General features: G+C 65.2%; 19 protein-coding genes and 1 pseudogene. 9 read left to right on the top strand and 11 right to left on the bottom strand.

Annotated elements, in window-relative coordinates:
- Positions 1-70: 70 nt before the first annotated feature.
- On the bottom strand, positions 71-679 hold the full coding sequence (locus EO170_RS16015; RefSeq protein ID WP_104582993.1) for a TetR/AcrR family transcriptional regulator: 609 nt from the start codon (positions 677-679) through the stop codon (positions 71-73).
- Between the two features lie 137 nt (positions 680-816).
- Here EO170_RS16015 and EO170_RS16020 point away from each other — a divergent pair, with 137 nt between their 5' ends.
- Both EO170_RS16020 and EO170_RS16025 read left to right on the top strand, forming a co-directional pair.
- The gene (locus tag EO170_RS16020) at positions 817-1,740 is read left to right on the top strand and encodes an alpha/beta hydrolase (RefSeq protein ID WP_164741070.1); all 924 of its coding nucleotides are present in this window, start codon (positions 817-819) and stop codon (positions 1,738-1,740) included.
- Positions 1,737-4,211, top strand: coding sequence for an acyl-CoA dehydrogenase (locus EO170_RS16025; RefSeq protein ID WP_126946429.1), 2,475 nt, complete (start codon positions 1,737-1,739; stop codon positions 4,209-4,211). The genes EO170_RS16020 and EO170_RS16025 overlap by 4 nt, the downstream gene beginning before the upstream one ends.
- A 246-nt stretch (positions 4,212-4,457) precedes the next feature.
- Here the strand turns inward: EO170_RS16025 and EO170_RS16030 are convergent, their stop codons facing one another.
- Positions 4,458-4,811 (bottom strand): DUF1304 domain-containing protein, encoded by a 354-nt coding sequence (locus EO170_RS16030; RefSeq protein ID WP_104582991.1) that lies wholly within the window; start codon positions 4,809-4,811, stop codon positions 4,458-4,460.
- A gap of 540 nt (positions 4,812-5,351) precedes the next feature.
- On the bottom strand, positions 5,352-6,713 hold the full coding sequence (locus tag EO170_RS16035; protein ID WP_126944987.1) for an MFS transporter: 1,362 nt from the start codon (positions 6,711-6,713) through the stop codon (positions 5,352-5,354).
- Positions 6,714-7,083: 370 nt separating this feature from the next.
- Between EO170_RS16035 and EO170_RS16040 the strand changes: the two genes are divergently transcribed.
- Together EO170_RS16040 and EO170_RS16045 are read left to right on the top strand one after the other, a co-directional pair.
- Positions 7,084-8,427 carry a serine hydrolase domain-containing protein gene (locus EO170_RS16040; protein WP_206514024.1) on the top strand — a complete coding sequence of 448 codons (1,344 nt, stop codon included), beginning with the start codon at positions 7,084-7,086 and terminating at the stop codon, positions 8,425-8,427.
- Between the two features lie 478 nt (positions 8,428-8,905).
- Positions 8,906-9,010 (top strand): annotated as a pseudogene (locus EO170_RS16045) (pyridoxine 5'-phosphate synthase); the annotation flags it as partial.
- Positions 9,011-9,138: 128 nt separating this feature from the next.
- Here EO170_RS16045 and EO170_RS16050 read toward each other — a convergent pair.
- The 7 genes from EO170_RS16050 to nudE all read right to left on the bottom strand — a co-directional run bounded on the left by EO170_RS16050 (position 9,139) and on the right by nudE (position 15,420).
- The gene (locus EO170_RS16050; protein WP_039519650.1) at positions 9,139-9,618 is read right to left on the bottom strand and encodes a hypothetical protein; all 480 of its coding nucleotides are present in this window, start codon (positions 9,616-9,618) and stop codon (positions 9,139-9,141) included.
- Between the two features lie 1,019 nt (positions 9,619-10,637).
- A complete protein-coding gene (gene gcvH, locus EO170_RS16060) occupies positions 10,638-11,033 on the bottom strand; it encodes a glycine cleavage system protein GcvH (RefSeq protein WP_104533961.1) in 396 nt (131 codons plus the stop codon).
- Positions 11,034-11,177: 144 nt separating this feature from the next.
- Positions 11,178-12,287: a glycine cleavage system aminomethyltransferase GcvT gene (gene gcvT, locus EO170_RS16065; protein WP_104648200.1), complete on the bottom strand. Its 1,110-nt coding sequence runs from the start codon at positions 12,285-12,287 to the stop codon at positions 11,178-11,180.
- 321 nt (positions 12,288-12,608) lie between these two features.
- Complete coding sequence (locus EO170_RS16070; protein ID WP_104582986.1) at positions 12,609-12,944, bottom strand: YnfA family protein; 336 nt, start codon at positions 12,942-12,944, stop codon at positions 12,609-12,611.
- Positions 12,941-13,900 (bottom strand): nucleoside triphosphate pyrophosphohydrolase, encoded by a 960-nt coding sequence (mazG, locus tag EO170_RS16075; RefSeq protein ID WP_343134526.1) that lies wholly within the window; start codon positions 13,898-13,900, stop codon positions 12,941-12,943. The genes EO170_RS16070 and mazG overlap by 4 nt, the downstream gene beginning before the upstream one ends.
- Positions 13,901-14,074: 174 nt before the next feature.
- Positions 14,075-14,875 (bottom strand): 3'(2'),5'-bisphosphate nucleotidase CysQ, encoded by an 801-nt coding sequence (cysQ, locus tag EO170_RS16080; protein ID WP_104582985.1) that lies wholly within the window; start codon positions 14,873-14,875, stop codon positions 14,075-14,077.
- Positions 14,872-15,420 carry an ADP compounds hydrolase NudE gene (gene nudE / locus EO170_RS16085; protein ID WP_164739160.1) on the bottom strand — a complete coding sequence of 183 codons (549 nt, stop codon included), beginning with the start codon at positions 15,418-15,420 and terminating at the stop codon, positions 14,872-14,874. Before nudE ends, cysQ begins: the two co-directional genes overlap by 4 nt.
- Before the next feature lie 41 nt (positions 15,421-15,461).
- Between nudE and bioA the strand changes: the two genes are divergently transcribed.
- Positions 15,462-16,880, top strand: coding sequence for an adenosylmethionine--8-amino-7-oxononanoate transaminase (bioA, locus tag EO170_RS16090; RefSeq protein WP_126946438.1), 1,419 nt, complete (start codon positions 15,462-15,464; stop codon positions 16,878-16,880).
- Positions 16,871-17,605 (top strand): 16S rRNA (uracil(1498)-N(3))-methyltransferase, encoded by a 735-nt coding sequence (locus EO170_RS16095; protein WP_126946441.1) that lies wholly within the window; start codon positions 16,871-16,873, stop codon positions 17,603-17,605. The genes bioA and EO170_RS16095 overlap by 10 nt, the downstream gene beginning before the upstream one ends.
- A gap of 462 nt (positions 17,606-18,067) precedes the next feature.
- On the opposite strand, the gene EO170_RS16100 is transcribed toward EO170_RS16095, so the two are convergent.
- On the bottom strand, positions 18,068-19,066 hold the full coding sequence (locus EO170_RS16100) for a glucokinase family protein (RefSeq protein ID WP_180497031.1): 999 nt from the start codon (positions 19,064-19,066) through the stop codon (positions 18,068-18,070).
- A 715-nt stretch (positions 19,067-19,781) separates the two neighbouring features.
- Between EO170_RS16100 and EO170_RS16105 the strand changes: the two genes are divergently transcribed.
- The 3 genes from EO170_RS16105 (at position 19,782) to EO170_RS16115 (ending at position 25,426) form a co-directional block, all read left to right on the top strand.
- Positions 19,782-22,460, top strand: coding sequence for a TonB-dependent receptor (locus EO170_RS16105; RefSeq protein WP_126946444.1), 2,679 nt, complete (start codon positions 19,782-19,784; stop codon positions 22,458-22,460).
- 210 nt (positions 22,461-22,670) lie between these two features.
- Entirely contained in the window at positions 22,671-24,356 is a 1,686-nt protein-coding gene (locus EO170_RS16110) for an alpha-L-fucosidase (RefSeq protein ID WP_126946447.1), read from the top strand.
- A 14-nt stretch (positions 24,357-24,370) separates the two neighbouring features.
- On the top strand, positions 24,371-25,426 hold the full coding sequence (locus tag EO170_RS16115) for a glycosyl hydrolase family 18 protein (protein ID WP_039516090.1): 1,056 nt from the start codon (positions 24,371-24,373) through the stop codon (positions 25,424-25,426).
- The last annotated feature ends 78 nt before the right edge of the window (positions 25,427-25,504 follow it).

Genomic DNA, 25,504 nt, shown 5'->3' on the forward strand with positions numbered 1-25,504 from the left:
GCGGCTCGAAAGAGTCGCGGTTTTTCTTTGCTCAACGATCAGACATCGACGTATGCCGTACGCCTGAAACCTAGCCCGGAATCAATGTCTGGATCACATGCTCGACGTAGGCTTCGAAGTCTTCGCGGGCTTGCTTGGGCTGCTGCAACTGCAGCGAGAGTTGCAGGAAACCGACGTAGGCGGCGTAGGCCAGGCGCGCACGGTGTTGGGCGTCGGTGCGGCTCAGGCCGGCTTGGCGGAACGAGGCGATCAGGTAGTCGAGACGGCGCTGCGAGACGCGGTCGATGACCGGACGCACGGCCGGGTGGTCGAGTGCCTTGAGCAGTTCGCTGTAGATGACATGCGGTTTGACTTCGTGCGCGACCAGCTGGAACAGCGCGCGCAAGCGTGCGCTGGGGTCCGGCACGTCTTCCAGGCTGCCGAACACCTCCTTCTGTTCGAAGATCTCCCAGCGTTCGAGCGCCGCCTGCAGCAAGGCATCGCGGGAGGGGAAGTGCCAATAGAAGCTGCCCTTGGTCACGCCGAGACGGCGTGCCAGCGGCTCCACTGCGACGGCGCCCACGCCTTGTTCGGCGATCAGGTCCAGTGCGGCCTGCGCCCAATCGTCCGCACTGAGGCGGTTGCCGCGACCGGACGTGGCGCGGGGCGTGGTGAGGCTCGGGTCGGGGATGTCATTCATTGACGCGATTTAACCATACGCTTGCGCCAGTTGCAGTATGCATCACACAACGGACACACAACTGCCACGATTCAATGGCTTAACCGTCCATACCAGGCAGTATTGACAGTAGCCTGGGCAGATCCATACCATAAGGTATGGTTTCCTCTCCTTCTAGCCTTGCCCACAGTGCGTCCAGCATTCGCATCACTGCTGGCGACACCTCGCTTGCGGTGTCGGAGCGAGGCGCGGGCAACGCAGCGACGGTGTTGCTGGCACATGGGTTTGGACAGACCCGGCACGCCTGGGAAAGCACTGCGGCTCGACTGGCCGATGCCGGCTACCGGGCGCTGGCCTACGACGCGCGCGGTCATGGCGACTCCGGCTTCAACGACGTTGGCCTGCCCTACTCGGCAACGCAATTCACCGACGACTTGATTGTGCTGGCGGGCGAGCAGGCCGCGCCGCCGGTGCTGGTCGCCGCATCAATGGGCGGCTTGTTCGGCCTGCTTGCGGAGGCGCGCTGGCCCGGCCTGTTTCGCGCGATCGTCCTGGTCGACATCACGCCGCGCTGGGATACCGCAGGCGTGGAGCGCATCCTGCGTTTCATGACCGCGCATCCGGAGGGTTTCGCATCGCTGGATGCCGCTGCCGACGCAATTGCCGCGTATCTGCCGCAACGCCCGCGCAAGACGGCCGAGCAGCTGCAGGCCTTGCTGAGGCAGCGGGCGGACAACAGGTGGCACTGGCATTGGGATCCGCGGCTGGTCGATGAGCTGGCAGGTCAGGACCCGCACGCACAGCAGCAGACCTTGCTGGACGCCGCCGCGCAGGTGCGTTGCCCGCTCTTGCTGATTAGCGGCGGGCGCAGCGATCTGGTCACGCCGGACACCATCAGCGAATTCCTGTCGATCGCGCCGCATGCGCAGCACGTGCATTTGCCCGATGCCACGCACATGCTGGCCGGCGACGACAACACCACGTTTACCGCAACCGTGTTGCATTATCTGGACGCACTGCCCCCGGTTGGCACCATCGCAGCGTCCAACATTACCGAGCATGTCACTGGAGCAAGACCATGAGCATCGTTGCACCGTTTCTCTTCGTCATCCTGGCGGCGGGCATCGCTGCCTATCACCGCATGCGCCTTGCCACCTGGGTTGCGCTGAGCGCCTGTGTGCTGGTGGCATGCTGGTTGCTGGGGGCCAATCTCACCGCGACCATCGTCGCTGCCGTGCTGGTGGTGCTGGTCTCCGCGCCGGTGCTGTTGCCGTTCCTGCGCAAGCCGCTGCTGACCACGCCGCTGATGGGTTTCTTCCGCAAGGTACTGCCGCCGTTGTCGCAGACCGAACGCATCGCACTGGAAACCGGCTCGGTGGGCTTTGAAGGCGAGCTGTTCACCGGCGACCCGGATTGGCAGAAGCTGCTCAACTACCCCAAGCCGCAATTGACCGCCGAAGAGCAGGCATTTCTGGACGGCCCGGTCGAAGAGCTGTGCAAGATGGTCAACGACTGGGAGATCACCCATGTCCACGCCGACCTGCCGCCGGAGCTGTGGGAGTACATCAAGAAGAACAAGTTCTTCGGCATGATCATTCCCAAGCAGTACGGCGGCCTGGGCTTCAGTGCGCTGGCGCATCACAAGGTGATCCAGAAGCTGTCCTCGATCTCCAGCGTGGTCAGCTCCACCGTCGGCGTGCCCAACTCGCTCGGGCCGGGTGAGCTGCTGCTGCATTACGGCACGCCGGAACAGAAGGACTATTACCTGCCGCGTCTGGCGGTGGGTGCCGAGGTGCCGTGCTTCGGCCTGACCGGCCCGTTCGCCGGCTCCGATGCGACCTCGATCCCCGACTACGGCATCGTCTGCAAGGGCGAGTGGAACGGCGCCAACGTGCTCGGCGTCAAGCTCACCTTCGACAAGCGCTACATCACCCTGGCGCCGGTCGCCTCGCTGATCGGCCTGGCGTTCCGCGCCTACGATCCGGATGGCCTGATCGGCGACAAGAAGGACATCGGCATCACCCTGGCGCTGCTGCCGCGCGAGACTCCCGGCGTGGAAATCGGCCGTCGCCATTTCCCGCTCAATTCGCCGTTCCAGAACGGCCCGATCCATGGCGAGGAAGTGTTCATCCCGCTGAGCCAGTTGATTGGCGGCGTGGAAATGGTCGGCAAGGGCTGGAACATGCTCAACGAGTGCCTGGCAGTGGGCCGCTCGATCACCCTGCCCTCCACGGCCAGCGGTGGCGGCAAGTACGCCGCGGTGGTCACCGGTGCGTATGCGCGCATTCGCAAGCAGTTCGGTCTGTCGATCGGCCGCTTCGAAGGCGTGGAAGAAGCGCTCGCACGGATCGGTGGCAAGGCGTATGCGATCAGTGCGTTGTCGCAGGCCACCGCCGCGGCGGTGGACCGTGGCGATGTGCCGTCGGTGCCGTCGGCGATCGCCAAGTACCACTGCACCACCATGGGCCGCGAAGTGGTCAGCGACATGATGGATGTGATCGGCGGCAAGGGCATCATCCTGGGGCCGCGCAACTTCGCCGGCCGTGCCTGGCAGGCGGCGCCGATCGGCGTGACCGTGGAAGGCGCCAACATCATGACCCGCAGCCTGCTGATCTTCGGCCAGGGCGCGATCCTGTGCCATCCGTGGGTGATGAAGGAAATGCAGGCGGCGCAGGATCCGGATACGCGCCGTGGCCTGGAAGAGTTCGACCAGAGCCTGTTCGGGCATATCCGCTTCGGTATCTCCAACGCGGTGCGTTCGTTCTGGTTCGGGCTGACCGGCGCACGCATCGGTGCAGCGCCGGGCGATGCGTACACGCGTCGCTTCTTCCGCAAGCTGGATCGTTATTCCGCCAACCTGGCGTTGATGGCCGACGTGTCGATGCTGATGCTCGGCGGCAAGCTCAAGTTCAAGGAGTCGCTGTCCGGCCGGCTGGGTGATGTGCTGAGCCACATCTACCTGACCAGCGCGATGCTGAAGCGCTATCACGACGAAGGCGCGCCGGCGACCGATCAGCCGCTGCTGGCATGGGCGTTCCATGACAGCGTGCACAAGATCGAAACCGCGCTGTCGGCGGCGCTGCGCAACTTCCCGATCCGGCCGGTGGGCTGGTTGATGTGGCTGCTGATCTTCCCGCTGGGCCGTCGTGCCGAAGCGCCGGGCGACCGCCTGGGGCACCGCGTGGCATCGATCCTGATGACGCCGAACGAAGCGCGCGACCGCCTGGCCCAGGGCGTGTTCCTGACCCCCTGTGCCAACAATCCGGGCGGGCGTATCGCCAGCTATCTGGCCAAGGCCGTGCTGGCCGAGCCGGTGGAGCGCAAGTTCCTCAAGGCGCTCAAGACCAAGGGCATCGAAGCGCTGGGTTTCACCGCACAGCTGGACGAGGCGGTGGCCGAAGGCGTGATCACCGGCGACGAGCGCAGGCAGCTGGAAGAGTTGCGCGAGATGATGATGGACACCATTACCGTGGACGACTTCGAGCCGCACGAGTTGCGAGCGGCCAGCTACTACGACAAGCCGCAGGCCCAGCAACCGCGCGAAGCAGCGTAAGGCGCGGGGCAAGGTGACAGCAGACGACGGCGGGCTTCGGCCCGCCGTCGTCGTGTGTGGAGACCGGCTGGTGTGGAAACCGACCATCTCGCGGCTGCCTGCCTGTCGCCGTGGTCTTCGGCCAGTTCACCGCGCCTGCAGCCTCAGCGTGCTGCCAAGGTAGGAGCGGACCTGGCCGCGATGAGGCATTACCGGTGACGCCCCGTCGCGGCCAGGTACGCTCCTACAGAAGGCTGGGACGCCGCCTCAGCGCGGCAACCACAGCAAGGCCAGGGCAATCAACGCGGGCAACGCCTGCACGACGAAGATGCGACGGTTGACGCTGTAGGCTCCGTAGCAGCCTGCCACAACGACACAGCCCAGAAAGAAGCCAAGCACATCGGCCCGGGCCTGCAACGCACCCCAGAACAGTCCCGCAGCCAGGAAGCCGTTGTACAGCCCCTGGTTGGCTGCCAGCACGCGCGTGGCCTGCGCCTTCTCGAGGGTATTACGAAAGGTCTTCAGGCCCAGCGGCCGCGTCCACAGCACCATCTCCAACACCATGATGTAGACGTGCAGCAGAGCGACACACAGACCGGCGACGATGGCGAACAGGGACATGGCAGACCGGCATGGTGGATGTGGCGGCCAGCATAGCCGCGATTGCGGCCCTGCTACTCGGAACAGGCGGCGGAACCCGGCGCGCCGGCAAGAGACGGGGGATGTGCAGGACCCGCATGCATGATCGGAGCGTCGCGACTGCGGACATCGGCGGCGTGTCCTGCGATGGTTGTTGCGCGGGCACAAGTGCTGCAGCCAAGGTGCAGATCAAGCGCTCTACACCTGATCTATCTGCTCGCCACGCTCGCCCAAAGGCAAACGCGGCTAGTTCAAACAGCGGCATCGCTTAGGTGCAGCCCACCGCCAAGGTCAAAAGCTCAGTCAGCCGAGCACGCAGTGCCCTCTCCGGTTGCGGGACACGCCGTTCATGCCCTGCTTGCCTGTGCGCACCGACCATCTCGACTGGTCCTTGCCCGCCCACCGTCGCGGGACCTTACGCGGCATGGATGCCGCGTAAGAGCCTACAAGGACGTACTTGCGGCGTGTCCCGCGAGGGTGGGCGGGCAAGGGCCCCGCAGCCAGGCCGCTTGTTGACCGCTCCTAGTCAGAGACCTGATTGCCAGTCTCCGCATCGCGCTCTGCGGGCAGTTTGCGCGCCTCGCGCAGCAGGCCGAACGCGCCCAGGGTCATGCACGAGGCCACCAGCAGGCCGACACCGAACACTGCGCTGGAGCCGAAGGCCGACACCAGCTTGTGCACCCAGACGAAGGTGAGATCGCCACCGCGGTAGATCACGGTGTCGATCGCCGCACCGGCCTTGTAGCGCCACTGCCGATCCACCCGCGTGTACAAGGTCTCGCGCGCCGGCTTGGCGAGGGCGAACTCGCTGGAGCGGGTGATCACCTGCACGATCGCAAGCATCATCGGCAACGGCGAGGCCGTCAGCACGGCATAGCCCAACATGATCGCCACGCCCGGAATCAGCAGCGCCGGCGCGATGCCGAAACGCGACAACAGCGCGCGCGTCACCAGCAGCTGCAGCACCAGGGTAAGCGCATTGATTGCCAGGTCGATGCTCGCGTAATAGGCGGTGGCCGCCGCCGCGTCGCTGTAAAGCCGCCGTACCAGCGCCGCCTGCTCGTTGTAGAGCAAGGTGCCGACGCCAACACCGAACAACACCATGAAGGCCAGCCAGCGCAGCAACGGCTCGCGCACGATCAACTTGAGCCCGCCCAGCACATCGCCGCCCATCGGCACTTCACCGGAGCCCAGCTGTCGCTGCTGCTCGCGCGCAACCGCCCATAAGCGCAGGCGCAGCACGCAGACCACGCACACCGCCAGAAAGCCGGCCGACACCAGCATCAGATGCGCGATGCCGATGCGTTCGACCAGGGTGCGGGTGAGGATCGGCCCGAGAAACGCACCCAGCGTGCCGGCCGCACCGATATAACCGTAGTAGCTGCGCGCTTCGGCATTGCTGAAGACGTCGGCCATGAAGCTCCAGAACACCGCCACCGCAAACAGGTTGAAGACGGTCACCCACAAGAAGAACGCCATGCCGCGCCCGGGCACGCCACTGTCGAACAACACATAGAACAGCAGCAGGGTCGCGATGAAGAAGCCATAGACCGCCGGCAGGAACACCCGGCGCGGATAGCGGCTGACCAGCGCGCCGTAGACCGGCTGCAGCAGCACCATGATCAGGAAGGTGCAGGTGAACAGCACCTGCAGGGTGAAGTCCTTGAGCGGCATGCCGTGCGCGGCGAAGAAGGCGATCATGCCGGTGGGGAAGATCGCTTCGACATCCGCCGACGCGCTCATCGCCTCGCGCACCGGGCGCAGCACGTAGTAACCGCTGAGCAGGCAGAAGAAGTACAGGAACGACCATGCCAGCGGCGGCGAGCTGCGCAGCGCAGCGTTCAAACGGCCAGCCGCCGAGCGCGGCGAAGATGGGCTGGTCATAGGGTGAAGCTCGCTCGCATCAACGGGCGCGACAGCAAGGACATGGCAGCGGCGGCACCCCGCGAAACAAGCGCGCAAGTTAGCCGATGCCGCGCTGCATCACCAGCAGCAGCGGGCAGGACGCAGCAAATCGATCGCGGCTGGAGCAGGCACGCTGCTTGCAGTTACTTCCGCACGGGCTCCCAGCGGCGCTGGAAAGGCGACGCGCAGGCCGATTTATGAACCTAAAATCGTCAATAGGATCAATATGATGCCCATTCATCTTCCGGCAGTTTGTGCTATTGCGAAGCGCGGCGCTAGAATCATCGGAGGCAGCGGAACAGGCGGGACAACCATGACTCAAATGCGCAGGCGCCGACGGTTCCGACCGTTGGCCATCGGGCTGCTCGGGGCGTTATTGCCTCTGGCCCTCTCTTCCACCGCACAGACACCCGCGCCCGCTGCCTCTGCGCTGCAGCCGGCCGCCATCGTGCAGTCGCCCACCGCTCCGCTGCAATACCGTGCATCGCTCCCGGCCAGCCAGGTGCTTGCCCCGGCGGCCGGTTTCGACGTGGCCGCGTTCGAATCGATGGCCAACCAGTTGACCTACGGCAATCGCCTGCCCGGCATGGCGATGGCCATCGTGCAGGGCGGCAAGGTACTCAGCGCGCGCGGCTACGGCGTCACCGACGTCAATCACCCGCAGCCGGTCGATGCCCACACCGTGTTCCGTCTTGCGTCGCTGTCCAAGGCGTTTGCCGGCACCATGGCCGGGTTGCTGGTCAACGACGGCGTGCTGCGTTGGGACAGCAAGGTGGTGGACTACGTCCCCGGCTTCCAGCTCAGCAATAACGTCGCCACCCGGCAACTCACCGTCGCCGAGGTGCTCAGCCATCGCGTCGGGCTGACCCGCAATGCCTACGACAACGATATCGAATCCAACGTCGACTACTACTCGCTCAGTCACAAGCTGGCCGCCGCGCCGCTGCGCTGCGCCCCGGGCGATTGCTATGCATACCAGAACGTGGCCTTCAGCCTGGTCGGGGATGTGGTGTTCGCTGCATCGGGCAGCTTCTACGAGCAGTCGGTGGAGCGCCGCATCTTCAAGCCGCTGGGCATGAACGATGCGAGCATGGGACTGGCCGGTATCCAGGCCAGCCCGCGCTGGGCGCGCCCGCACGTGCGCAGCCGCAACGGCTGGGTGTCGCTGACGCCCAAGCCGACCTACTACCGTCTTGCTCCCGCTGCCGGCGTCAATGCCAGCGCCAGCGATATGGCGCAGTGGCTGCTCGCGCACACCGGCCACCGCACCGACGTGCTGCCTGCGCCGCTGCTGGCGACGCTGCACGCGCCGCTGATCTCCACGCCAGGGGAGATGCGCTCGGGTTGGCGCCACGAGCGTGTGGACGCTGCCAGCTACGCGCTGGGCTGGCGCGTGTTCGACTACGCCGGCCACCAGGTCGTCTTCCATGCCGGCGCGGTGCAGGGCTACCGCGGCCTGGTCGCGCTGCTGCCCGAGCGCGATCTCGGCATCGCGATCATGTGGAACGGCGAGAGCGGCCTGCCCTCCGGCATGTTGCCGACCATCCTGGACCGTGCGCTGGGCCTGCCTGCCAAGCGTTGGCTGGATATCGACGTGAATGGCGACTTCGGTAGCGAGAACATGCTGGCCGAGCGTCCCGATCCTGCCGGCAAGGGTGCCTCGTCCGGCAAGTCGGTGGCATCGCCGCGCTAAGCGGAGCTTGCTGCGCTCTCGCACACAGGCGGCTTCGGCCGCCTGTGTTGTTTCTGGCCCGCAGCGGGACCGGGTCGAGCGTTTCGACATCAGTGGCCGGCAGGCTAACCATCGCTCCATCGCCATGGCTACCGGTCATGGTCAACGCATGCCTGGACAACCTTGTCGCGTGCGCGCAAAGGAGCTAGCCAAGAAGCGAGCGGACAACTCACCTTCCGCGCGATGCGACCGAGTGCATCTCTCCCGCTTCGCACTGACCGACACATCAGCGCGACACCAAGAGATGGCGGCACTACCGGTCGGGACAGACGATGGCCCGTTGCGTGGGCGGCGCAGCAGCCGAGTCCACCAGCAGCACTGGACCAGGGAAAGCGAGCGGCGAGTAGCGAGTGGAGAATGGCCAGTGGAGCCAGTGCGGCGATAGGCACAGTTACCCGGCCTGGCATCCCGCCAAGCAGCGCGCGATGCGCTGGGTGGCGATCGCAATGCGTTTGCGCCACCGCGCGACGGTTGTCCAGGCCTGCTGGCGTTATGTCGTGCCACGCGGCCCGAGCAGGTCACCCTGGTACCGGATGGCGATGGACTGCGACTGTCTGCGCGCGACCGGCACTCACCGGATCATGGCCGCCGTGGGGGAGCCAATAAAAAAGCTCCCTCCCCGCTGGGCGTCGGGGAGAGAGCTCGATATCTACGGCGATCGGGTACTGCAGATCAGATCAGCGGCGCCGGGGTTGCGGGCAGCGCGACCGGAGCGGCCTTCTTCTTGCGAACGGCCGGCTTCTTCTTGGCGACCTTCTTCACAGCAGGCTTCTTGGCGGCAGTCTTCTTGGTGGCGGACTTCTTGGTCGCCTTCTTGGCAACGGCCTTCTTCGCAGTCTTCTTGACTGCCTTCTTGGCGGTCTTCTTGACGGCCTTCTTGGCGGCGGTCTTCTTGGTCGCCTTCTTTGCAGTCTTCTTCACTGCCTTCTTGGCGGCAGTCTTCTTGGTTGCCTTCTTTGCAGTCTTCTTCACTGCCTTCTTGGCGGTTGCCTTCTTTGCAGTCTTCTTGACGGCCTTCTTGGCAGCAGTCTTTTTCACTGCCTTCTTGGCGGTTGCCTTTTTGGCGACCTTCTTGACTGCCTTCTTGGCGGCAGTCTTCTTCACTGCCTTCTTGGCAGTGGGTTTCTTTTTCGCAGCTTTTGCAGTGGCCATGTAATTGGCTCCTCGTCAGTGAACTATGGAGGTGAAACGCCCAGTTGAAGCAAACCCCGCAACGGCACGCCGTCGTCGGGAACCGTCCGCAGGTAATGCGCGACGGGACGGATACAGAAACACCCGCATCAGACAGCGACGCGGGTGCGTGATCGGAGCGACTGCTGCTTTCTTGGAGAGAAGCGGACCCAACTCCACCGTGGATAACGCTTTGGTGGACATCGGGAACAAGCGTGTCGGCTTGATGTCGATTCTGCTCACTCTCTTTCGCAGCAACGTCTGCTGGGCGAAACCTAATCACGCTTTTTTTTACTGTCAACACTCTTTTGCATTTTTTTTTCGACACCTGGTGGCGATGTGTCCTGTCGAGGTGGTCCCAAGACGCCGCGCGATGGCACGCGCAGCTGCCCTTCGCATGCAGTGGTGCAACGACGTTTTCAAAAAAGCACTTCTTTTGTGCTGTTTTTTTTTAGCGAGGCAAACAAGCGTGATGCTCCCCACTGCACCGACGTCGCGGCGCAGGCGTGGTCGCCGCCGCGCGCGCCGCCTGTCCGCCAGCTGAAAATTTTTTATCCGCCAACCTTGCTCAAGGCGTCGCACAAGCAGAAATGCGCAAACTTCTTGCGCCGTTCTCGCCCCGTATGTGCATCGGCATGCGCTGCCAACGGCATGCGTTGCACACCGTGTCCGAGGTTGGATGCACGCGATGCGGCAACCGTTTTTCACCGGCTGCACGCCCTCTCCTCACGACTGGCTCACGCCAGAAATCCGACACCGCGACAGTTGCGTCGTGCTCGACGATGTTGCGCGCGCATGTTCCTGGCGAGGTCGTCGCTGTCGAACATCGACAAACACCTGGACTGCGATCGACGGCCGTCGCTGGCCGGTTGCACGCCGATCGGCAACGCGCACGCCATCGCCAGGCGGGGACGGCGTGCTGCCACCGCCGCGCAGGCAAAAAAAATGGCCGCTCCAACGAGCGGCCATCCGGATTTTTTGGTGCGACGTGCGAAGCGAGGTCAGTGCGCGTCGTCTTCCAGCAGCTCGGCGTAGTCGTCCGGCGACAGCAGATCGTTGAGCTCTTCCTTGTCGTCGAGTTCGACCACGAAGATCCAGCCATCGCCGTAGGCGTCCTCGTTGATGGTTTCCGGCTTGTCGGTGAGTGCGCTGTTGACCTCGACGACGGTACCGCTGACCGGGCTGTAGACGTCCGAGGCGGCCTTGACCGACTCCACCACCGCCGCGCCGTTGCCGACCTGCACGGTGTCGCCGACGCCCGGAAGTTCGACGTAGACCAAGTCGCCCAGCAAGCCCTGCGCATGGTCGGAGATGCCGACGGTCACGCGGCCGCTGCTTTCGACGCGGGCCCACTCGTGGGATTTGAGGAACTTGAGGTCGCCAGGGATCTCGCTCATGGGTGTGCTCCGGGGAAACTGATGGGTTGGGGACAGGTGGCTAGTTTAGACCGCACGACAACACAGGTGCACGCGCGTGCCGGCCGATTGGCGGCGATGGATGCTGCACGCTGCCGGACGTTGACCTGCCCGGCAGCGTTTGACTCAGTCGCCTAGGACGCCGGGCTGCGCCTGGCCGTCGCGCACGAACGGAAACTTCACCGCGCGCAACGGCACCTGCTTGCCACGGATGTCCACACGCAAGTCGTCGATGCTGCCGGCCGGCACGCGCGCGAATGCGATCGCCTTGCCGAGGGTGGGCGAGAACGTGCCGGACAGGATCTCGCCTTCGCCGCTGGCACTGAGCACGGTCTGGCCATGCCGCAGCACGCCCTTCTCATCCATCACCACACCGATCAGCTGACGCGGTGCGCCCTGCGCCTTTTGCGACTCGAGCACGGCGCGACCGACGAAGTCGCGGCCTTCGTCCAGGGCGATCGTCCAGGCCAGCGCGGCCTCGTATGGACTGACCGTGTCGTCCATGTCCTGGCCGTAGAGATTCATGCCGGCTTCCAGGCGCAAGGTATCGCGTGCGCCCAGGCCGGCCGGCTTGACGCCCTGCGCGAGCAGCGCGTTCCAGAACCCCACTGCGGCCTCCTGCGGCAACACGATTTCAAAACCGTCTTCGCCGGTGTAGCCGGTACGCGCCAGGAACAGCTCCACGCCCTTGCGCGAGCGCGTCTGCAGCGCTGCGAAACGGCCGAGCTTGCTGGCCGCTGCGGTATCGGCCGGATCCACCAGTTCGATCACCTTGGCGCGCGCGTTGGGGCCTTGCACGGCGATCATCGCAAAGTCGCCGCGCTCTTCCACACGCACCTCGAAGCGGGCAGCCTGCTCGCCGATCCACTGCAGGTCCTTTTCGCGGGTGGCGGCGTTGACCACCAGGCGGAAGAAATCCTCGCGCAGGAAGTAGACGATCAGGTCGTCGATCACCCCGCCCTGCGGATTGAGCATGCAGGTGTACAGCGCCTTGCCGGAGACCTTGAGCTTGTCCACCGAGTTGGCGAGCAGGTAGCGCAGGAACGCGCGCACGCGTGGACCGTGCAGGTCGACCACGGTCATGTGGCTGACGTCGAACATGCCGGCGTCGCGACGCACCTGGTGATGCTCGTCCAGCTGCGAGCCGTAGTGGATCGGCATGTCCCAACCGCCGAAGTCGACCATCTTGGCGCCAAGCGCACGATGGGTGTCGTTGAGGATGGTCTTCTGGGTCATGCGCACCGGTCCAAGGGAAAGAGGTCCATTATCGCCGCCCGGCCGCGCTTGGGGGAACGGCGCAGCGCGCGGCAGTGCGCGGCTGCGCCCTGTCGGTTGGCCGCGGTGGCCAACGCCTTGAACGCCTCCACCTATTGCGTGCGATGAAGCAGTTGTCCGCCTGCCCGCCTGTCCGTCGCGCGCGACCGTCGGCGTCTACGGTCGCGGCCACGCAAGTGCCACGGTGGCTCGCCACCCCGGGCACCTGGTCTTCATTGCGTCCCACCGCACCGAGCAGGCAGCCGTGGTTTGCGCCGCGCAGACGCCGGCGCGCGTACGCAATCAGGCGCTGCGCGGCGAGAACATGATGATCGCCATGCCAAGCAGGCAGCAGGCGGCGCCCAGCAGATCCCAACGCGTCGGCGTCACTCCGTCCACCCACCACAGCCACAGCAGTGCGCTGGCGATATAGACCCCGCCATAGGCGGCGTACACCCGCCCACTGGCATCGGGATGCAGGCTCAACAACCAGACGAAGATGGCCAGGCTCAACGCCGTCGGCAGCAGCAACCAGATGCTGCCGCCTTTGCGCAGCCACAGATAAGGAAGGTAGCAACCGACCAGCTCCGCCACCGCGGTGGCGGCAAACAGCACCAGCGTGGTCGGTGCGAAATTCACGCGCGGCCTGACCTGTCCAGGCCTTGCGTGTCGACATCGGCCTGTTGCTGCGCCGAGATGTCGGGTGCCCGACCGCTGCGCACCGGCGTGGCAGTGACAGGCGGCCCGGCGCCCGGTTGGTCGGGAATGGATGGAGCGCTGCCTCGTTCGCCGCGCTTGACCTGTTGCCACAGCGCTTCCTGCTCGTGCAGCGATAGCGCGGCCAGCGCGGTGCCATCCGCCTGTGCCTGCGCCTCCATGGCGCGGAAGCGGCGCTCGAACTTGAGATTGGCATGCCGCAGCGCAGCTCCCACGTCGACCTTGGCATGGCGCGCCAGGTTGGCGCAGACGAACAACACATCGCCGAGTTCGTCTTCCAGCCGTGCCTGGTTGTCGGCGACCGCACCACGGGCGAACTCCACGCGCAGCTCTTCGATTTCTTCCTGCAATTTCTCCAGCACCGGTGCCGGGCCGGGCCAATCGAAGCCGACCCGTGCCGCGCGCGATTGCAGCTTGGTGGAGCGCTGCCATTCCGGCAGGCCGCGTGCGATGCCGGCGAGTGCGGAGTCGTCCTGATGGCCCGCTGCGCGACGTTCGGCACGCTTGATCTGCTCCCAGTTGGCGCTCACCGCCTGCGCGTCGTCGGCGCGCTGTTCGGCGAAGACATGCGGATGGCGGCGCACCAGCTTGTCGCTGAGCGTGGCGACCACCTCGGCGAATCCGAATGCGCCCTGCTCGGCGGCCATCTGCGAATGGAAGACCACTTGCAGCAGCAGGTCGCCCAACTCGTCGCGCAGACCCGCAAGGTCGTTACGGTCGATGGCGTCGGCGACTTCGTAGGCTTCCTCGATGGTGTACGGGGCGATGCTGGCGAAGGTCTGCTCCACATCCCACGGGCAGCCATGCTCAGAATCGCGCAGACGCGCCATCAGTTGCAGCAAGCGCTGGATGTCGCCGGTCGGCGGGGACTCAGACATGGTGTCTTCCTGATAGGTGTGGTGCAGCTGAGTGGCGTGCCAAGGCGATGCCGCCGGCACGTGCCGTAGCAGCTGATGGCAGGCGATGGGGAAGCACTGCGCCGGACATGACGGCGTTGGCACTACGCGCCGCCACCGGAGCCATCCGGCGAGCGCGCAGGCCGCCAGCGCTGCTCACACCAGCCAGCTGCGCCACGGCAGATTGGGATCGCCCAGCGCGATGAAATCGCCATTGAGCAAGGTGTCGCGGCGGTTGTAACGGAACGGTTTGCCGGTGCCGCCGGCCAGCAGCACACCGCCGGCGGCATGCAGCACGCACTGGCCGGCCGCGGTGTCCCACTCGGAGGTGGGGCCGAAGCGCGGATACACGTCCAGGTCGCCCTCGGCGATGCGGCAGAACTTCAACGACGACCCTTGCGCGACCACATCGATCTGGCCCATGCGCTCCAGCGCGGCGGCGGTGCGCGCGTCGCGATGCGAGCGACTGGCGGCGACCCGCAGCGGCGTGGCCGCCGGCGTGCGCGTATGCAGCATCTCGTCGCGATCGCCATCGCGGCGGTAGGCATTCTCGCCCCGGGCGGCATACCAGACCCGGCCATCGACCGGCGCCTGCACCACGCCGAGCACCGGCGCACCCATGTGGATCAGTGCGATGTTGACGCTGAACTCGCCGTTGCGCTTGACGAACTCGCGGGTCCCGTCGAGCGGATCGACCAGCCAGTAGCTGGTCCAGAACTGCCGGTCTTCCCAGGCCACGTGCGCGGATTCTTCCGACAGCACCGGCACATCCGGGGTGACCCGGCGCAAGCCGTCGACGATGACACGATTGGCGGCCAGGTCGGCCTGGGTCAACGGGCTGGCGTCGTCCTTGAGCTCCACTGCGAAATCCTGCGCATAGACATCCATGATCGCCGCCCCCGCCTCGCGGGCAATGGCGATCACGGTTTCGCGCAGTTCCATCGGAATGCGGATCATGGGTTGCGCTCCAGCCACTCGCGCGCAATGAACAAGGCGGCCAGCGAGCGGCCTTCGGAAAAATCGTCGCGCAGCATCAAGTCGTCCAGACGGGCGATCGGCCAGGGCACCACTTCCATCTCTTCCGGCTCGTCGCCGACCAGGCGCTCGGGATAGAGGTCGCGCGCCAGCACCAACCAGGATTGGTGACTCATATAAGTAGGAGCGAGCGTCATTGCGCGCAACACCTGCACCTGGCGCGCGCCGTAGCCGGCTTCTTCCTTGAGTTCGCGGTCGGCGGCCTGCTCCGGCGTTTCGCCGGCATCGATGCGGCCCTTGACCAGGCCCAGCTCGTAGCGATGCACGCCGGCGGCGTACTCGCGCACCAGCAACACGGTCTGCGCATCCAGCATCGGCACCACCACCACCGCGCCGTGGCCCTGGCTGAGCTGGCGCTCGTAAAGGCGACGCTCGCCGTTGGAAAACTCCAGATCCAGCTGCTGGCGACGGAACGGCCCGTCACCCAGATCGGTGATCTTGTGGATGGTCGGCAGGCGCGGGCTCATGCGCAGCACGCAGCGGCGGAGCCGACCGATAGAATAGGCGTATGCATCGACATGTTCATGAACCCGAAATCCTAGCAGACCCGGCAGCCTCCCAAGCTGACGAACATTGGCGACAACGCGATCTTCAGGTGCTGTGGCACCCCTGCACGCAGATGCGCGAACACCCGCACACACTGCCACTGGTGCCGATCGCGCGTGGCGATGGTGCGTGGCTGATCGGCCACGACGGTCGCCACTACCTGGACGCGGTCAGCAGTTGGTGGACCAACCTGTTCGGCCATAGCGAGCCGCGCATCGGCGCAGCCATCGCGCGCCAGGCTGGCGAACTGGAGCAGGTGATGCTGGCCGGCTTCACCCATGCGCCCGCCGTGCAGCTGGCCGAGCGCCTGCTGGCGATCGCGCCGCGCCAGGCCGGCCGCGCGCCGTTGTCCAAGGTGTTCTATGCCGACAACGGCTCGGCCGGCGTGGAAGTGGCCTTGAAGATGGCCTTCCATTATTTCCACAACCGCGGCGAGCATCGCCGCACGCGTTTCGTCGCGCTGGAAAACGGCTACCACGGCGAGACCATCGGCGCGCTGTCGGTCGGCGACATTCCGTTGTATCGGCGCGTGTATGCGCCGTTGCTGCTGGAATCGATCTTTGCGCCCTCGCCCGATGCCTACCTGGCCGAACCTGGGCAGAGCGCGGAGGACTACGCACTGCAGGCGGCCGACGCGCTGCAGGCGGTGTTCGAACGATCGCCCGGGGAAATCTGCGCACTGATCCTGGAGCCGCGCGTGCAGTGCGCCGGCGGCATGCGCATGTATCACCCGGCCTACCTGCGCCGTGCGCGCGAGCTGTGCGATGCGCATGGCGCGTTCCTGATCGCCGACGAGATCGCCACCGGCTTCGGCCGCACCGGCAGCCTGTTCGCCTGCGAACAGGCCGGGGTCATGCCCGACCTGTTGTGCCTGTCCAAGGGACTGACCGGCGGATTCCTGCCGTTGTCGGCGGTACTGGCCACGCAGCAGTTGTACGACGCATTCCTGGACGACTCGCGCGAGCGCGCGTTCCTGCATTCGCATAGCTACACCGGCAATCCGCTGGCGTGCGCGGCCGCGTTGGCGACCCTTCAGATCTTTGCAGACGACGACGTGATTGCACGCAACCAGCGCACCGCCGCGCACATGAGCGCGCTTGCGGCGCAGATCGGCGAACACCCCGCGGTGGCGGACGTGCGCCAGGCCGGCATGATCGTGGCCTTCGAACTCACGCAGGGCGGCGACAAGCGCACGCCGTTCCCGTCTGCGGCACGGGTGGGCCTGAAGGCCTATCGCGCCGCACTGGACAAGGGCGTGGTGCTGCGCCCACTCGGCGACGTGCTGTACTGGATGCCGCCGTACTGCGTGGACGACGCGCAACTTGCGCTGTTGGCGGCGACCACCCGCCACGCCATCGAGGAGGCCGTTGCATGCGCCTGACCCGTTCCCATGTGGCACTGCCGCTGCACTGCGACCAGGAGCTGACGCTGCCGGAAGCCTCGGCCAACCACCTGCTGCGCGTGCTGCGGCTGCGCGAGGGCGATGCCTGCGTCCTGTTCAACGGCGACGGCAGCGACTACCACGCGCGCATCACCCTGGCCGGCAAACGCGAGGCGCGCGCAGTGGTGGACCGGGTCGAGCCGCTGTGCAACGAATCGCCGTTGTCGATCACCCTGATCCAGGGCATCGCGCGCGGCGAGAAGATGGACCTGATCCTGCAGAAGGCCACCGAGCTGGGGGTGACGGCGGTGGTACCGGTCAACGCCGAGCGCACCGAGGTCAAGCTGGACCCGGCGCGCATGGAAAAACGCCTGGCGCATTGGCGCAGCGTGGTGGTGTCGGCCTGCGAACAATCCGGGCGTGCACGCGTTCCCACGATCGCGGCGCCGCACGGCCTGCAGGAGGCGGCCCGAGCCAGCGACCCGCAGGCACTACGGCTGACGCTGGACCCGCACGGCGAGCATCGCCTCGGCAGCCTGGCGCTGGGTGCGCAACCGCATGTGATCGTGGCGATCGGCCCGGAAGGCGGCTGGTCGCCGCGCGATCGCACGATCCTCGCCGAGGCCGGTTTCAGCGGCCTGCAACTGGGACCGCGCATCTTGCGCACCGAAACCGCGGGGCTGGCGGCGATTGCGGCGCTGCAGTCGCGGTTCGGGGATCTATAACGCGCTGTCGTCGTAGGAGCGCACCTGGGCGCGACGGGGCGTTATCGGGCGCGCCTCGTCGCGCCCGGGTGCGCTCCTACGGGAATGCGGAGTCGATCGACATTGCCGCCTCCACTGCGTGCTTGTCTTGAAGGCCCGTCCACCGCGTGCCGGTCCGGTCACCCCGTTGACTCGTAGGAGCGCACCTGGGCGCGACCGGGCGTTATCGGGAATGCCTCGTCGCGCCCGGGTGCGCTCCTACGGGAATGCGGAGTCGATCGACATTGCCGCGTCCACTGCGTGCTTGTCTTGAAGGCCCGTCCACCGCGTGCCGGTCCGGCACCCCCGTTGACTCGTAGGAGCGCACCTGGGCGCGACCGGGCGTTATCGGGCACGCTTCGTCGCGCCCGGGTGCGCTCCTACGGGAATGCGGAGTTGATCGGTTTGGTGCAGCTGGCTGCTGCACCTGGCGATGCGCAGGACTCAGCGGCCGTGCTGCAGGAACCAGCTGGCCGCGCCGATCACACCGAGCTGGCCGTGCTCGACGATGCTGACCGGCACCTGCTCCAGCGCCGGACGCAATGGGCCCTTGTCGAGCAGACGTGCGACGAAATCGCTTGCAGCCACGAACGCGGCAATCTGCGGCAGGAAGCCACCCGCCAGATAGACGCCGCTGCGCACGCCGTAGAGCAACATCATGTCGCCGACCACGCTTCCCATGAAGCCGCAAAACGCCTGTAGCGCGTCGCGTGCCAGCATGTCCTCGCCAGCCAGTGCCGCGGCGGTGACGTCGGCCGGGCTGGCGTGCACCACCGGCACGCCACGCAGCGCGGCCAGGGCGGTGTAGAGATTCAACAGGCCCGGGCCGGACAGCAGATGCTCGGTGGCCACGTGCGTGCGCGTGCGACGCAGCTCCTGCAGCAGGGCCACTTCCAGATCGCTGGCTGCCGCAAGCGCGGCGTGGCCGGCCTCGGTCGGCAACACCACCGGGTTGGCGCCATTGGGAATCCACAACGCCGCACCCAGGCCGGTGCCGGGACCGAGTATCAGCGCCGGACCCGGCGCGCCCTGCGGCGGGCCGGACAACTGCATGACCTGATTGCCGGTCATGTAGTTGGCCGCATGCGCCACCGCTTCGAAATCGTTGACCAGATGCAACGCCTGCATGCCGAGCTGGCGACGGATCTGCTCCGGCGACAGTACCCACGGCAAATTGGCGGTGATCACGCTGCCGTCTTCCAGCGCATAACCGGCACTGGCGATGACGCCGCGCATCACCGGTGCGCAGCCCAGCTCCGCAAAGAACGCGGCCATGATCTCGGCCAGGCCCGGATAATCGGCACATCGGTACTTGCGATAGTCCAGCACCGTGACCGGTTGGCGTGGATCGACGCCTTCGCACACCAGCGCCAGGCGTACATGCGTCCCGCCAACGTCTGCGGCAACGAAGGTTTCGGGGCGTGGAAAGGCCACCGCTTCCATTGGACTGCTTGCGCTCACGCATTCTCCTGATAAGTGGTCGCGGGCTGGCGTCATCTTCCGTTATCCGACGAACGGTCACGGATAGACAACGTTGTCAGTAATCGCCTTGTAACGCAACCGTGGCGATCACGATTTGAACAGGATGCCGCCAATTTCATCATCCACTGAAAATCCGCACCCCGGGCAACGATTTCAGCACAAATCGAGACAACGTATCGGGCTATGCGCCAATCCCCATAGAAACAGCCGATCGCACCGCAGGCACAGCATTGGTGCGCTGCGCGGTCGCGGCGGCACCCTGCGCGGCATCGCCGGGAAATGCTGCATTGCAGCGCAATCGCAGCAGCTTCAGAGATCTGTGACGATGTGTTGACAACGCTGTCAACGCTACGCGAGACTCGATCCAAATCGGGGTTCTGGCAGGAGGGGCCATGGACTGTTCGGTACTCAAGAACGGGCGACTCCCTCGTCGGCGCATTCCAGATTCGTGAGTTGGCATCGCCCGATGTTCGCTCGCTGAAGTCGCATCCGCTCCACCGCTTCACCACACGGGGGACACCTCCTCTACCACGCGAATCACCTGGACCCGCCTCTCATGGCGCGCGCCAGTGCGGTCACCGCGATCGGTCAGGGCGTGTTGTTTTGCCGGCCACGCCGAGCGCGTGACGCCTTCCAGAGGCGGCGCGCTCACAGCACTAACCAACGAGGTTTAGCCATGCACAGCCGCACCACGACGTTAGCACTCTGTATCACCGCCGCTCTGTACTGCTCCGGCTCTGCAATGGCTGCCGGACAAGACCAACAGGCTCCTGCCGCCACACCGTCGGCGACCACTGAGCTGGACACCATCACCGTCACCGGCTACCGCGCATCGCTGGAGAAGAGCCAGTCGGTCAAGCGCTCGGCCAACTCGATCGTCGATGCGATCAGCGCCGAAGACATCGGCAAGTTCCCGGACATCAACGCCGCCGAATCGCTGTCGCACCTGCCGGGCATCAGCGTCGATCGCCAGTTCGGCGAAGGCGAAAAGGTCAGCATCAACGGCACCGACCCGGCCTTGAACCGCGTGCTGCTCAATGGCCAGACCATCGCCTCGGGCGACTGGGGCGGCAACCCGACCGACACCAGCGGCCGTACCTTCAACTACACCCTGCTGTCGCCGGAAATCATCGGCCTGATGGAGGTCTACAAGACCCCGGAAGCGCGCATCGACGAAGGCTCGATCGGCGGCACCGTGATCGTGCACACACGCAAGCCGCTGGACCTGCCCAAGAACACCATCCGCGGCTCGGTCGGCTACAACTACAACGACCGTTCGGAAGAAGGCAATCCGCGCGGCTCGGCGCTGTGGAGCTGGAAGAACGATGACGAGACCTTCGGCGCGTTGATCTCCGCCACGCATGACAAGCAGGACCTGGCGCGCGCCGGTATCGAATACTTCGGCTACACCACCGGCGAAGGCATTCCGGCCAGCGCCACCATCACCGGCGACGGCAGCGATGTGGCCACCGCCCGCGTGCCGGCCGGCATCAGCAGCGCGTTCTTCCAGCAGACCCGCGAACGCAGCGGCCTGCAGGGTGCGTTGCAGTGGAAGCCCAATGAGCAGAACGAGTTCAACCTGACCGGCCTGTACATCAAGGGCAAGTACAACAACTTCAGCCAGGCGCGGTATGTGTGCCCGGCATGTAATGACGACCGCCAGAAGATCACCAGCGCCAACGTGGAAAACGGCGTAGTGACCTCGGCCACGGTCAGCGATGGCGCCGCCGGGCAACCGTACGCGCAGCTGGATGCGAACTATCGCGAAAGCACCGTCACCACCAAGAGCCTGAACCTGCGCCACGACTGGTCCGGCGAGAAGTGGGTGTTCACCAGCCAGGTCGGCAGCACGCAGGCCACAGGTGGCAAGAACCCCGAATACCTGATGAAGTTCCTGATGCAGGACGGCGGCTACAACTACGCCTTCGACGGCCAGAACACCGCGGTGAACTACGACAACGGCGGCGCCTCGAACTGGGTGTTGCCGGGTAATCCCGCAGGCCTGGCACCGGGCCAGCAGGGGAACATCCCCGGCACCAACACCGGCATCATGCAAGCCGGCGGTATCGCGTACCAGAAGAGCAAGGACGAGGAAAAGTACTTCCAGTGGGACGCCTCGCGCGACCTTGAGTGGGGCCCGTTCACCAAGCTGCAGTTCGGCTATAAGTACATCAACCACAACAATGGCGTGGACGCGCGCGGCAACCGCATCAACTCCACCGACGCGGTCTCGCTGACACAGTTCAACCCGGGCAGCACGCCCAGCAGCCTGTACGACGGCCTGGGCGCCAGCGGCGACCTGACCACCTGGCCGACCGCCAGCCTCAATGCCGTGCGCAACTATCTGTTGTCGCAGCCGCAGGGTCCGTACCGCACCGATTTCGGTGCCTCGTTCCAGGTCAAGGAAATCACCCAGAACGTCTATACGCAGTTGAACTTCGAGTCCGGCCAGTGGCGCGGTAACGTCGGCGTGCGCCTGGTCGACACCACCGACAAGTCCGAGTTCTGGCAGAGCAACGACGGCGGCACCAACTTCGACCGTGTCGCCGAGACCAACGACTATCGCAAGGTGCTGCCGAGCTTCAACATCGCCTACGACATCACCGACGATACCGTGCTGCGCTTCTCGGCGGCCAAGGTCATCGCACGTCCGCGCTACGCCGATCTGGCCGGCACCTTCACCATCAACAGCGGTACCGGTGACCTGACCGCCAACGGCGGCAACCCGGATCTGAAGCCGTACGAATCCACCAACTACGATCTGGCGGCCGAGTGGTATTTCGCTCCGTCCAGCATGTTGTCCGGTGAAGTGTTCTACCGCGACATCAGCTCCTACATCGTCAGCACCACCACTTCCCAGCAGCTGAATCCGGCCCCCCCGGCCATTGCCGGTCTGTATCAGGTCACTACGCCGGTCAATGTGTCCGATGCCAAGGTCAAGGGCGTGTCGGTCAACTACCAGCAGACCTTCGGTCTGGGCTTTGGCCTGCAGGCGAACTACACGTTCGCCGAATCCGATTCCAGCTCGGGCTTGAACCTGCCCTACCTGTCGCGCGACACCTACAACGTGATCCCGTACTGGGAACATGGCGACTGGACGGTACGCGTGAACTACAGCTATCGCTCCAAGTACTTCACCCAGATCGGCCGGCTGGAATCGCGTGACTTCGCCGATGCCTACAAGCAGCTGGATCTGAATGCCTCGTACCAGATCACCGATTACATGGGCATCACCTTCGGCGCGACCAACCTGCTCGATTCCACCTACCGGGTCTTCAGCAACACACGCGATACCCCCACGGCGTTCTACAAGAACGGCCGCGGTTATCAGGCCCAGCTGAACTTCAAGTTCTGATGTAGCACCGGCGCGCCACCGCCCCTCCACGGTGGCGCGCTTTTTTTTGGACTTGCCCTGCGCGCTGCGGCGGCAGGTTGTTGCATGCACCAAACAGTGGTACTGGCCACGCCCCTTCGCCGCTGAGGGAGCATGGCCAGTCCCGCTTTTGCCATCCACGCACGGCTGCAGCACTGCCGGCGCGTCTTGCTCAACAGGAGTGCAGTTCCCATGACGACCGATAGCCGCGTGTTTGCGGCTCCATCCCGCCGCCACGCCGGAGCTGTACCCAGGAGTCGTGCGCTCGCGCTCGCTCTGCTGGTGGCCTGCCCGGTGCTGCCGTTGCACGCGCAATCGCCCACCGCGCCGACCGCCACCACACTCAGTCCGGAACAGATCGACCAGCAGTGGCTCAATGCCACCGCCAAGTACGCACCCGAACGCGAACGGCTGGTACGCGAAGCCGAACAGGGCGCGCGCAAGGGGCCCTTTCGCCCCGACTGGGCGGCACTGAAGGCCTATCAATCGCCGGCGTGGTACGACAACGCCAAGTTCGGCATCTTCATCCACTGGGGCGTGTTCTCGGTGCCGGCGTTCGGCAGCGAGTGGTATTCGCGCAACATGTATCTGCAAGGCTCCAAGGAGTTCGCCCATCACGTGGCGACCTACGGGCCGCAGGCGAGCTCCGGCTACAAGGATCTGATTCCAAAGTTCACCGCGCCCAAGTTCGACCCCAATGGCTGGGCCAAGCTGTTCCGTGACTCCGGCGCCCGCTATGTGGTGCCGGTGGCCGAGCACCATGACGGCTTTGCGCTGTACGACTCCAAGTTGTCGGACTGGACCGCGGTCAAGATGGGGCCAAAACGCGATCTGCTGGGCGAGTTGTCCAGGTCGATCCGCGCGCAGGGGCTGCACTTCGGCCTGTCCTCGCACCGCGCCGAGCACAACTGGTTCTTCGACGGCGGGCGCACCTTCGACTCGGACGTCAACGACCCGCGCTATGCCGCGCTGTACGGCCCGGCGCAGGTACGCCTGCCGGGCAAGGACGATGCCGATGTGGCCAACGACTGGACGCCGGTGTCGCAGGCCTGGCTGGATGACTGGCTGGCGCGCACCACCGAGCTGATCGATACCTATCAGCCGGACCTGATCTATTTCGACTGGTGGATTGCCCACCCCACCTTCCGCAGCAGCCTGCCGACCATGCTTGCGTATTACTACAACCAGGGCGCGGCACGCACCGAGGCCGATCGCGGCGTGGTGGTGAACTACAAGCTCGGCGCCTTCCCGGAAGGCGCCGGCACGCTGGACATCGAGCGCGGCCAGCTGACCGGCATCCATCCCACCCATTGGCAGACCGATACCTCGGTCAGCAATGCGTCGTGGGGCTACATCGAGAACGACACCTACAAGTCGCCGACCTTCATCATCCACATGCTGGCCGACGTGGTGGCCAAGAACGGCAACCTGATGCTCAACATCGGCCCGCGGGCCGATGGCTCGATCCCTGATACCGAGCGCGGCATCCTGCTGGCCATCGGCAAGTGGCTCAAGACCAACGGCGGCGCGATCTACGACAGCAAGCCTTGGCGCGTGTACGGCGAAGGCCCGACCGAAGTGGTTGGCGGCACCTTCCAGGACGTCAAGACCAAGCCCTACACCGCCGAAGATTTCCGCTTCACCACACGTGATGGCGCGCTGTATGCGATCGAGCTCGGCTGGCCGACCGATGGCGAGGCGGTGATCCGCTCGCTCACGCCGGCCGATGGCGTGCGCGGCGTGACGCTGCTGGCCAACAGCAAAAAGATACCGTTCGAACAACGCGCCGACGGCCTGCACTTGAAATTGCCGGCCAAGCCGGTCGGCGAGAGCGCGTACGTGTTCCGCATCGATCTTTCTTCTTCCTCCACTCCCTGACGGATGCTGTTTTCATGAGCAAGCGATTGACCTGGATCCTGCTGGCGCTGGCGCTGGTCTGCGCGCCGGCCTTGGCCAAAACCCCCACCGCGTTGTTCTATCTGATGAACACGCAGAAATCGACCAACTCGTTCCTGGCCAATGTCGACAAGATCGATGTGGTGGTACCGACCTGGTATGGCGTGGACCAGAACGGCCTGGTCAACGGCACGCCCAACATGTACCTGTACGACATCGCCAAGCAGAAGAACCTGCGGGTGATGCCGATCCTGTCGATGACCACCGGCCGCGACGGCTTCCACAAGCTGATGCACGACGAAGCCGCCAAGAAGCGCATGATCGAATCGCTGCTGATCCACGGCAAGCAGCACAAGTACTACGGCTTCCAGTTCGATTTCGAGAACATCGCCTGGACCGACCGCGACGCCTATACGCTGATGGTCAAGCAGACCGCCGATGCACTGCACAAGGCCGGCTTCAAGATGTCGGTGGCGGTGGTGCCCAACGCACCGGGCCATGCCGAAGGTGGCCAGTTCTCCAAGTGGATGTGGGAATACTGGCGCGGCGCGTACGACCTGAAGGCGCTGGGCCAGGCCGCGGACCTGGTCAGCATCATGACCTACGACCAGCACACCCGCTGGACCACGCCGGGCCCGGTCGACGGCATGGTGTGGATGAAGAAGCATCTGGACTACGCCATCACCCAGGTGCCGAAGGACAAGCTCTCGCTTGGCATCGCCACCTACGGCTACCGCTGGTATACCGGTAATCCGGTCAAGGAAGACGGCACCGAAGCGTCGAATATTTCGGCCACGTATATCGATGCCGACGAATCCTTCCCGCTGGCGATCGAACAGAACGCCACCGTGCAGTGGGATCCGGTCGAGCAGGAATCGTGGTTCTACTTCTACCGCGACGACATGCGCGAGTGGGTGTTCCGCCCGGACGCACGCAGCTTCAAGGCACGCTACGACCTGGTCAAGCAGTACGGCCTGGAAGGTTTCAGCTGCTGGGTGCTGGGCGCCGAAGACCCGAAGGTGTGGGACGAGTTGCCGACTGCGCAGCGCTAAACGCGCCATCGCACTGCTGCAGTGCCTGGCGGGCGCGGGCGGTGTCCGCATCGGAATGCGTCCACTGCAAGCCGATGT

Origin of the sequence: Xanthomonas sp. BRIP62409, from assembly GCF_003992965.1 — a bacterium.
In the GTDB taxonomy this organism is placed as follows: Bacteria; Pseudomonadota; Gammaproteobacteria; order Xanthomonadales; family Xanthomonadaceae; genus Xanthomonas; species Xanthomonas euroxanthea.

Excerpts from the sequence above, each read along its gene's own strand:
- EO170_RS16025 (WP_126946429.1), top strand. The coding sequence starts at position 1,737 with ATGAGCATCGTTGCACCGTTTCTCTTCGTCATCCTGGCGGCGGGCATC.
- bioA (WP_126946438.1), top strand. The coding sequence starts at position 15,462 with ATGCATCGACATGTTCATGAACCCGAAATCCTAGCAGACCCGGCAGCC.
- cysQ (WP_104582985.1), bottom strand. The coding sequence starts at position 14,875 with ATGATCCGCATTCCGATGGAACTGCGCGAAACCGTGATCGCCATTGCC.
- EO170_RS16015 (WP_104582993.1), bottom strand. The coding sequence starts at position 679 with ATGAATGACATCCCCGACCCGAGCCTCACCACGCCCCGCGCCACGTCC.
- EO170_RS16030 (WP_104582991.1), bottom strand. The coding sequence starts at position 4,811 with ATGTCCCTGTTCGCCATCGTCGCCGGTCTGTGTGTCGCTCTGCTGCAC.
- EO170_RS16095 (WP_126946441.1), top strand. The coding sequence starts at position 16,871 with ATGCGCCTGACCCGTTCCCATGTGGCACTGCCGCTGCACTGCGACCAG.
- EO170_RS16050 (WP_039519650.1), bottom strand. The coding sequence starts at position 9,618 with ATGGCCACTGCAAAAGCTGCGAAAAAGAAACCCACTGCCAAGAAGGCA.
- EO170_RS16035 (WP_126944987.1), bottom strand. The coding sequence starts at position 6,713 with ATGACCAGCCCATCTTCGCCGCGCTCGGCGGCTGGCCGTTTGAACGCT.
- EO170_RS16020 (WP_164741070.1), top strand. The coding sequence starts at position 817 with ATGGTTTCCTCTCCTTCTAGCCTTGCCCACAGTGCGTCCAGCATTCGC.
- gcvH (WP_104533961.1), bottom strand. The coding sequence starts at position 11,033 with ATGAGCGAGATCCCTGGCGACCTCAAGTTCCTCAAATCCCACGAGTGG.
- EO170_RS16115 (WP_039516090.1), top strand. The coding sequence starts at position 24,371 with ATGAGCAAGCGATTGACCTGGATCCTGCTGGCGCTGGCGCTGGTCTGC.
- EO170_RS16105 (WP_126946444.1), top strand. The coding sequence starts at position 19,782 with ATGCACAGCCGCACCACGACGTTAGCACTCTGTATCACCGCCGCTCTG.
- EO170_RS16110 (WP_126946447.1), top strand. The coding sequence starts at position 22,671 with ATGACGACCGATAGCCGCGTGTTTGCGGCTCCATCCCGCCGCCACGCC.
- mazG (WP_343134526.1), bottom strand. The coding sequence starts at position 13,900 with ATGTCTGAGTCCCCGCCGACCGGCGACATCCAGCGCTTGCTGCAACTG.
- nudE (WP_164739160.1), bottom strand. The coding sequence starts at position 15,420 with ATGAGCCCGCGCCTGCCGACCATCCACAAGATCACCGATCTGGGTGAC.
- gcvT (WP_104648200.1), bottom strand. The coding sequence starts at position 12,287 with ATGACCCAGAAGACCATCCTCAACGACACCCATCGTGCGCTTGGCGCC.
- EO170_RS16100 (WP_180497031.1), bottom strand. The coding sequence starts at position 19,066 with ATGGAAGCGGTGGCCTTTCCACGCCCCGAAACCTTCGTTGCCGCAGAC.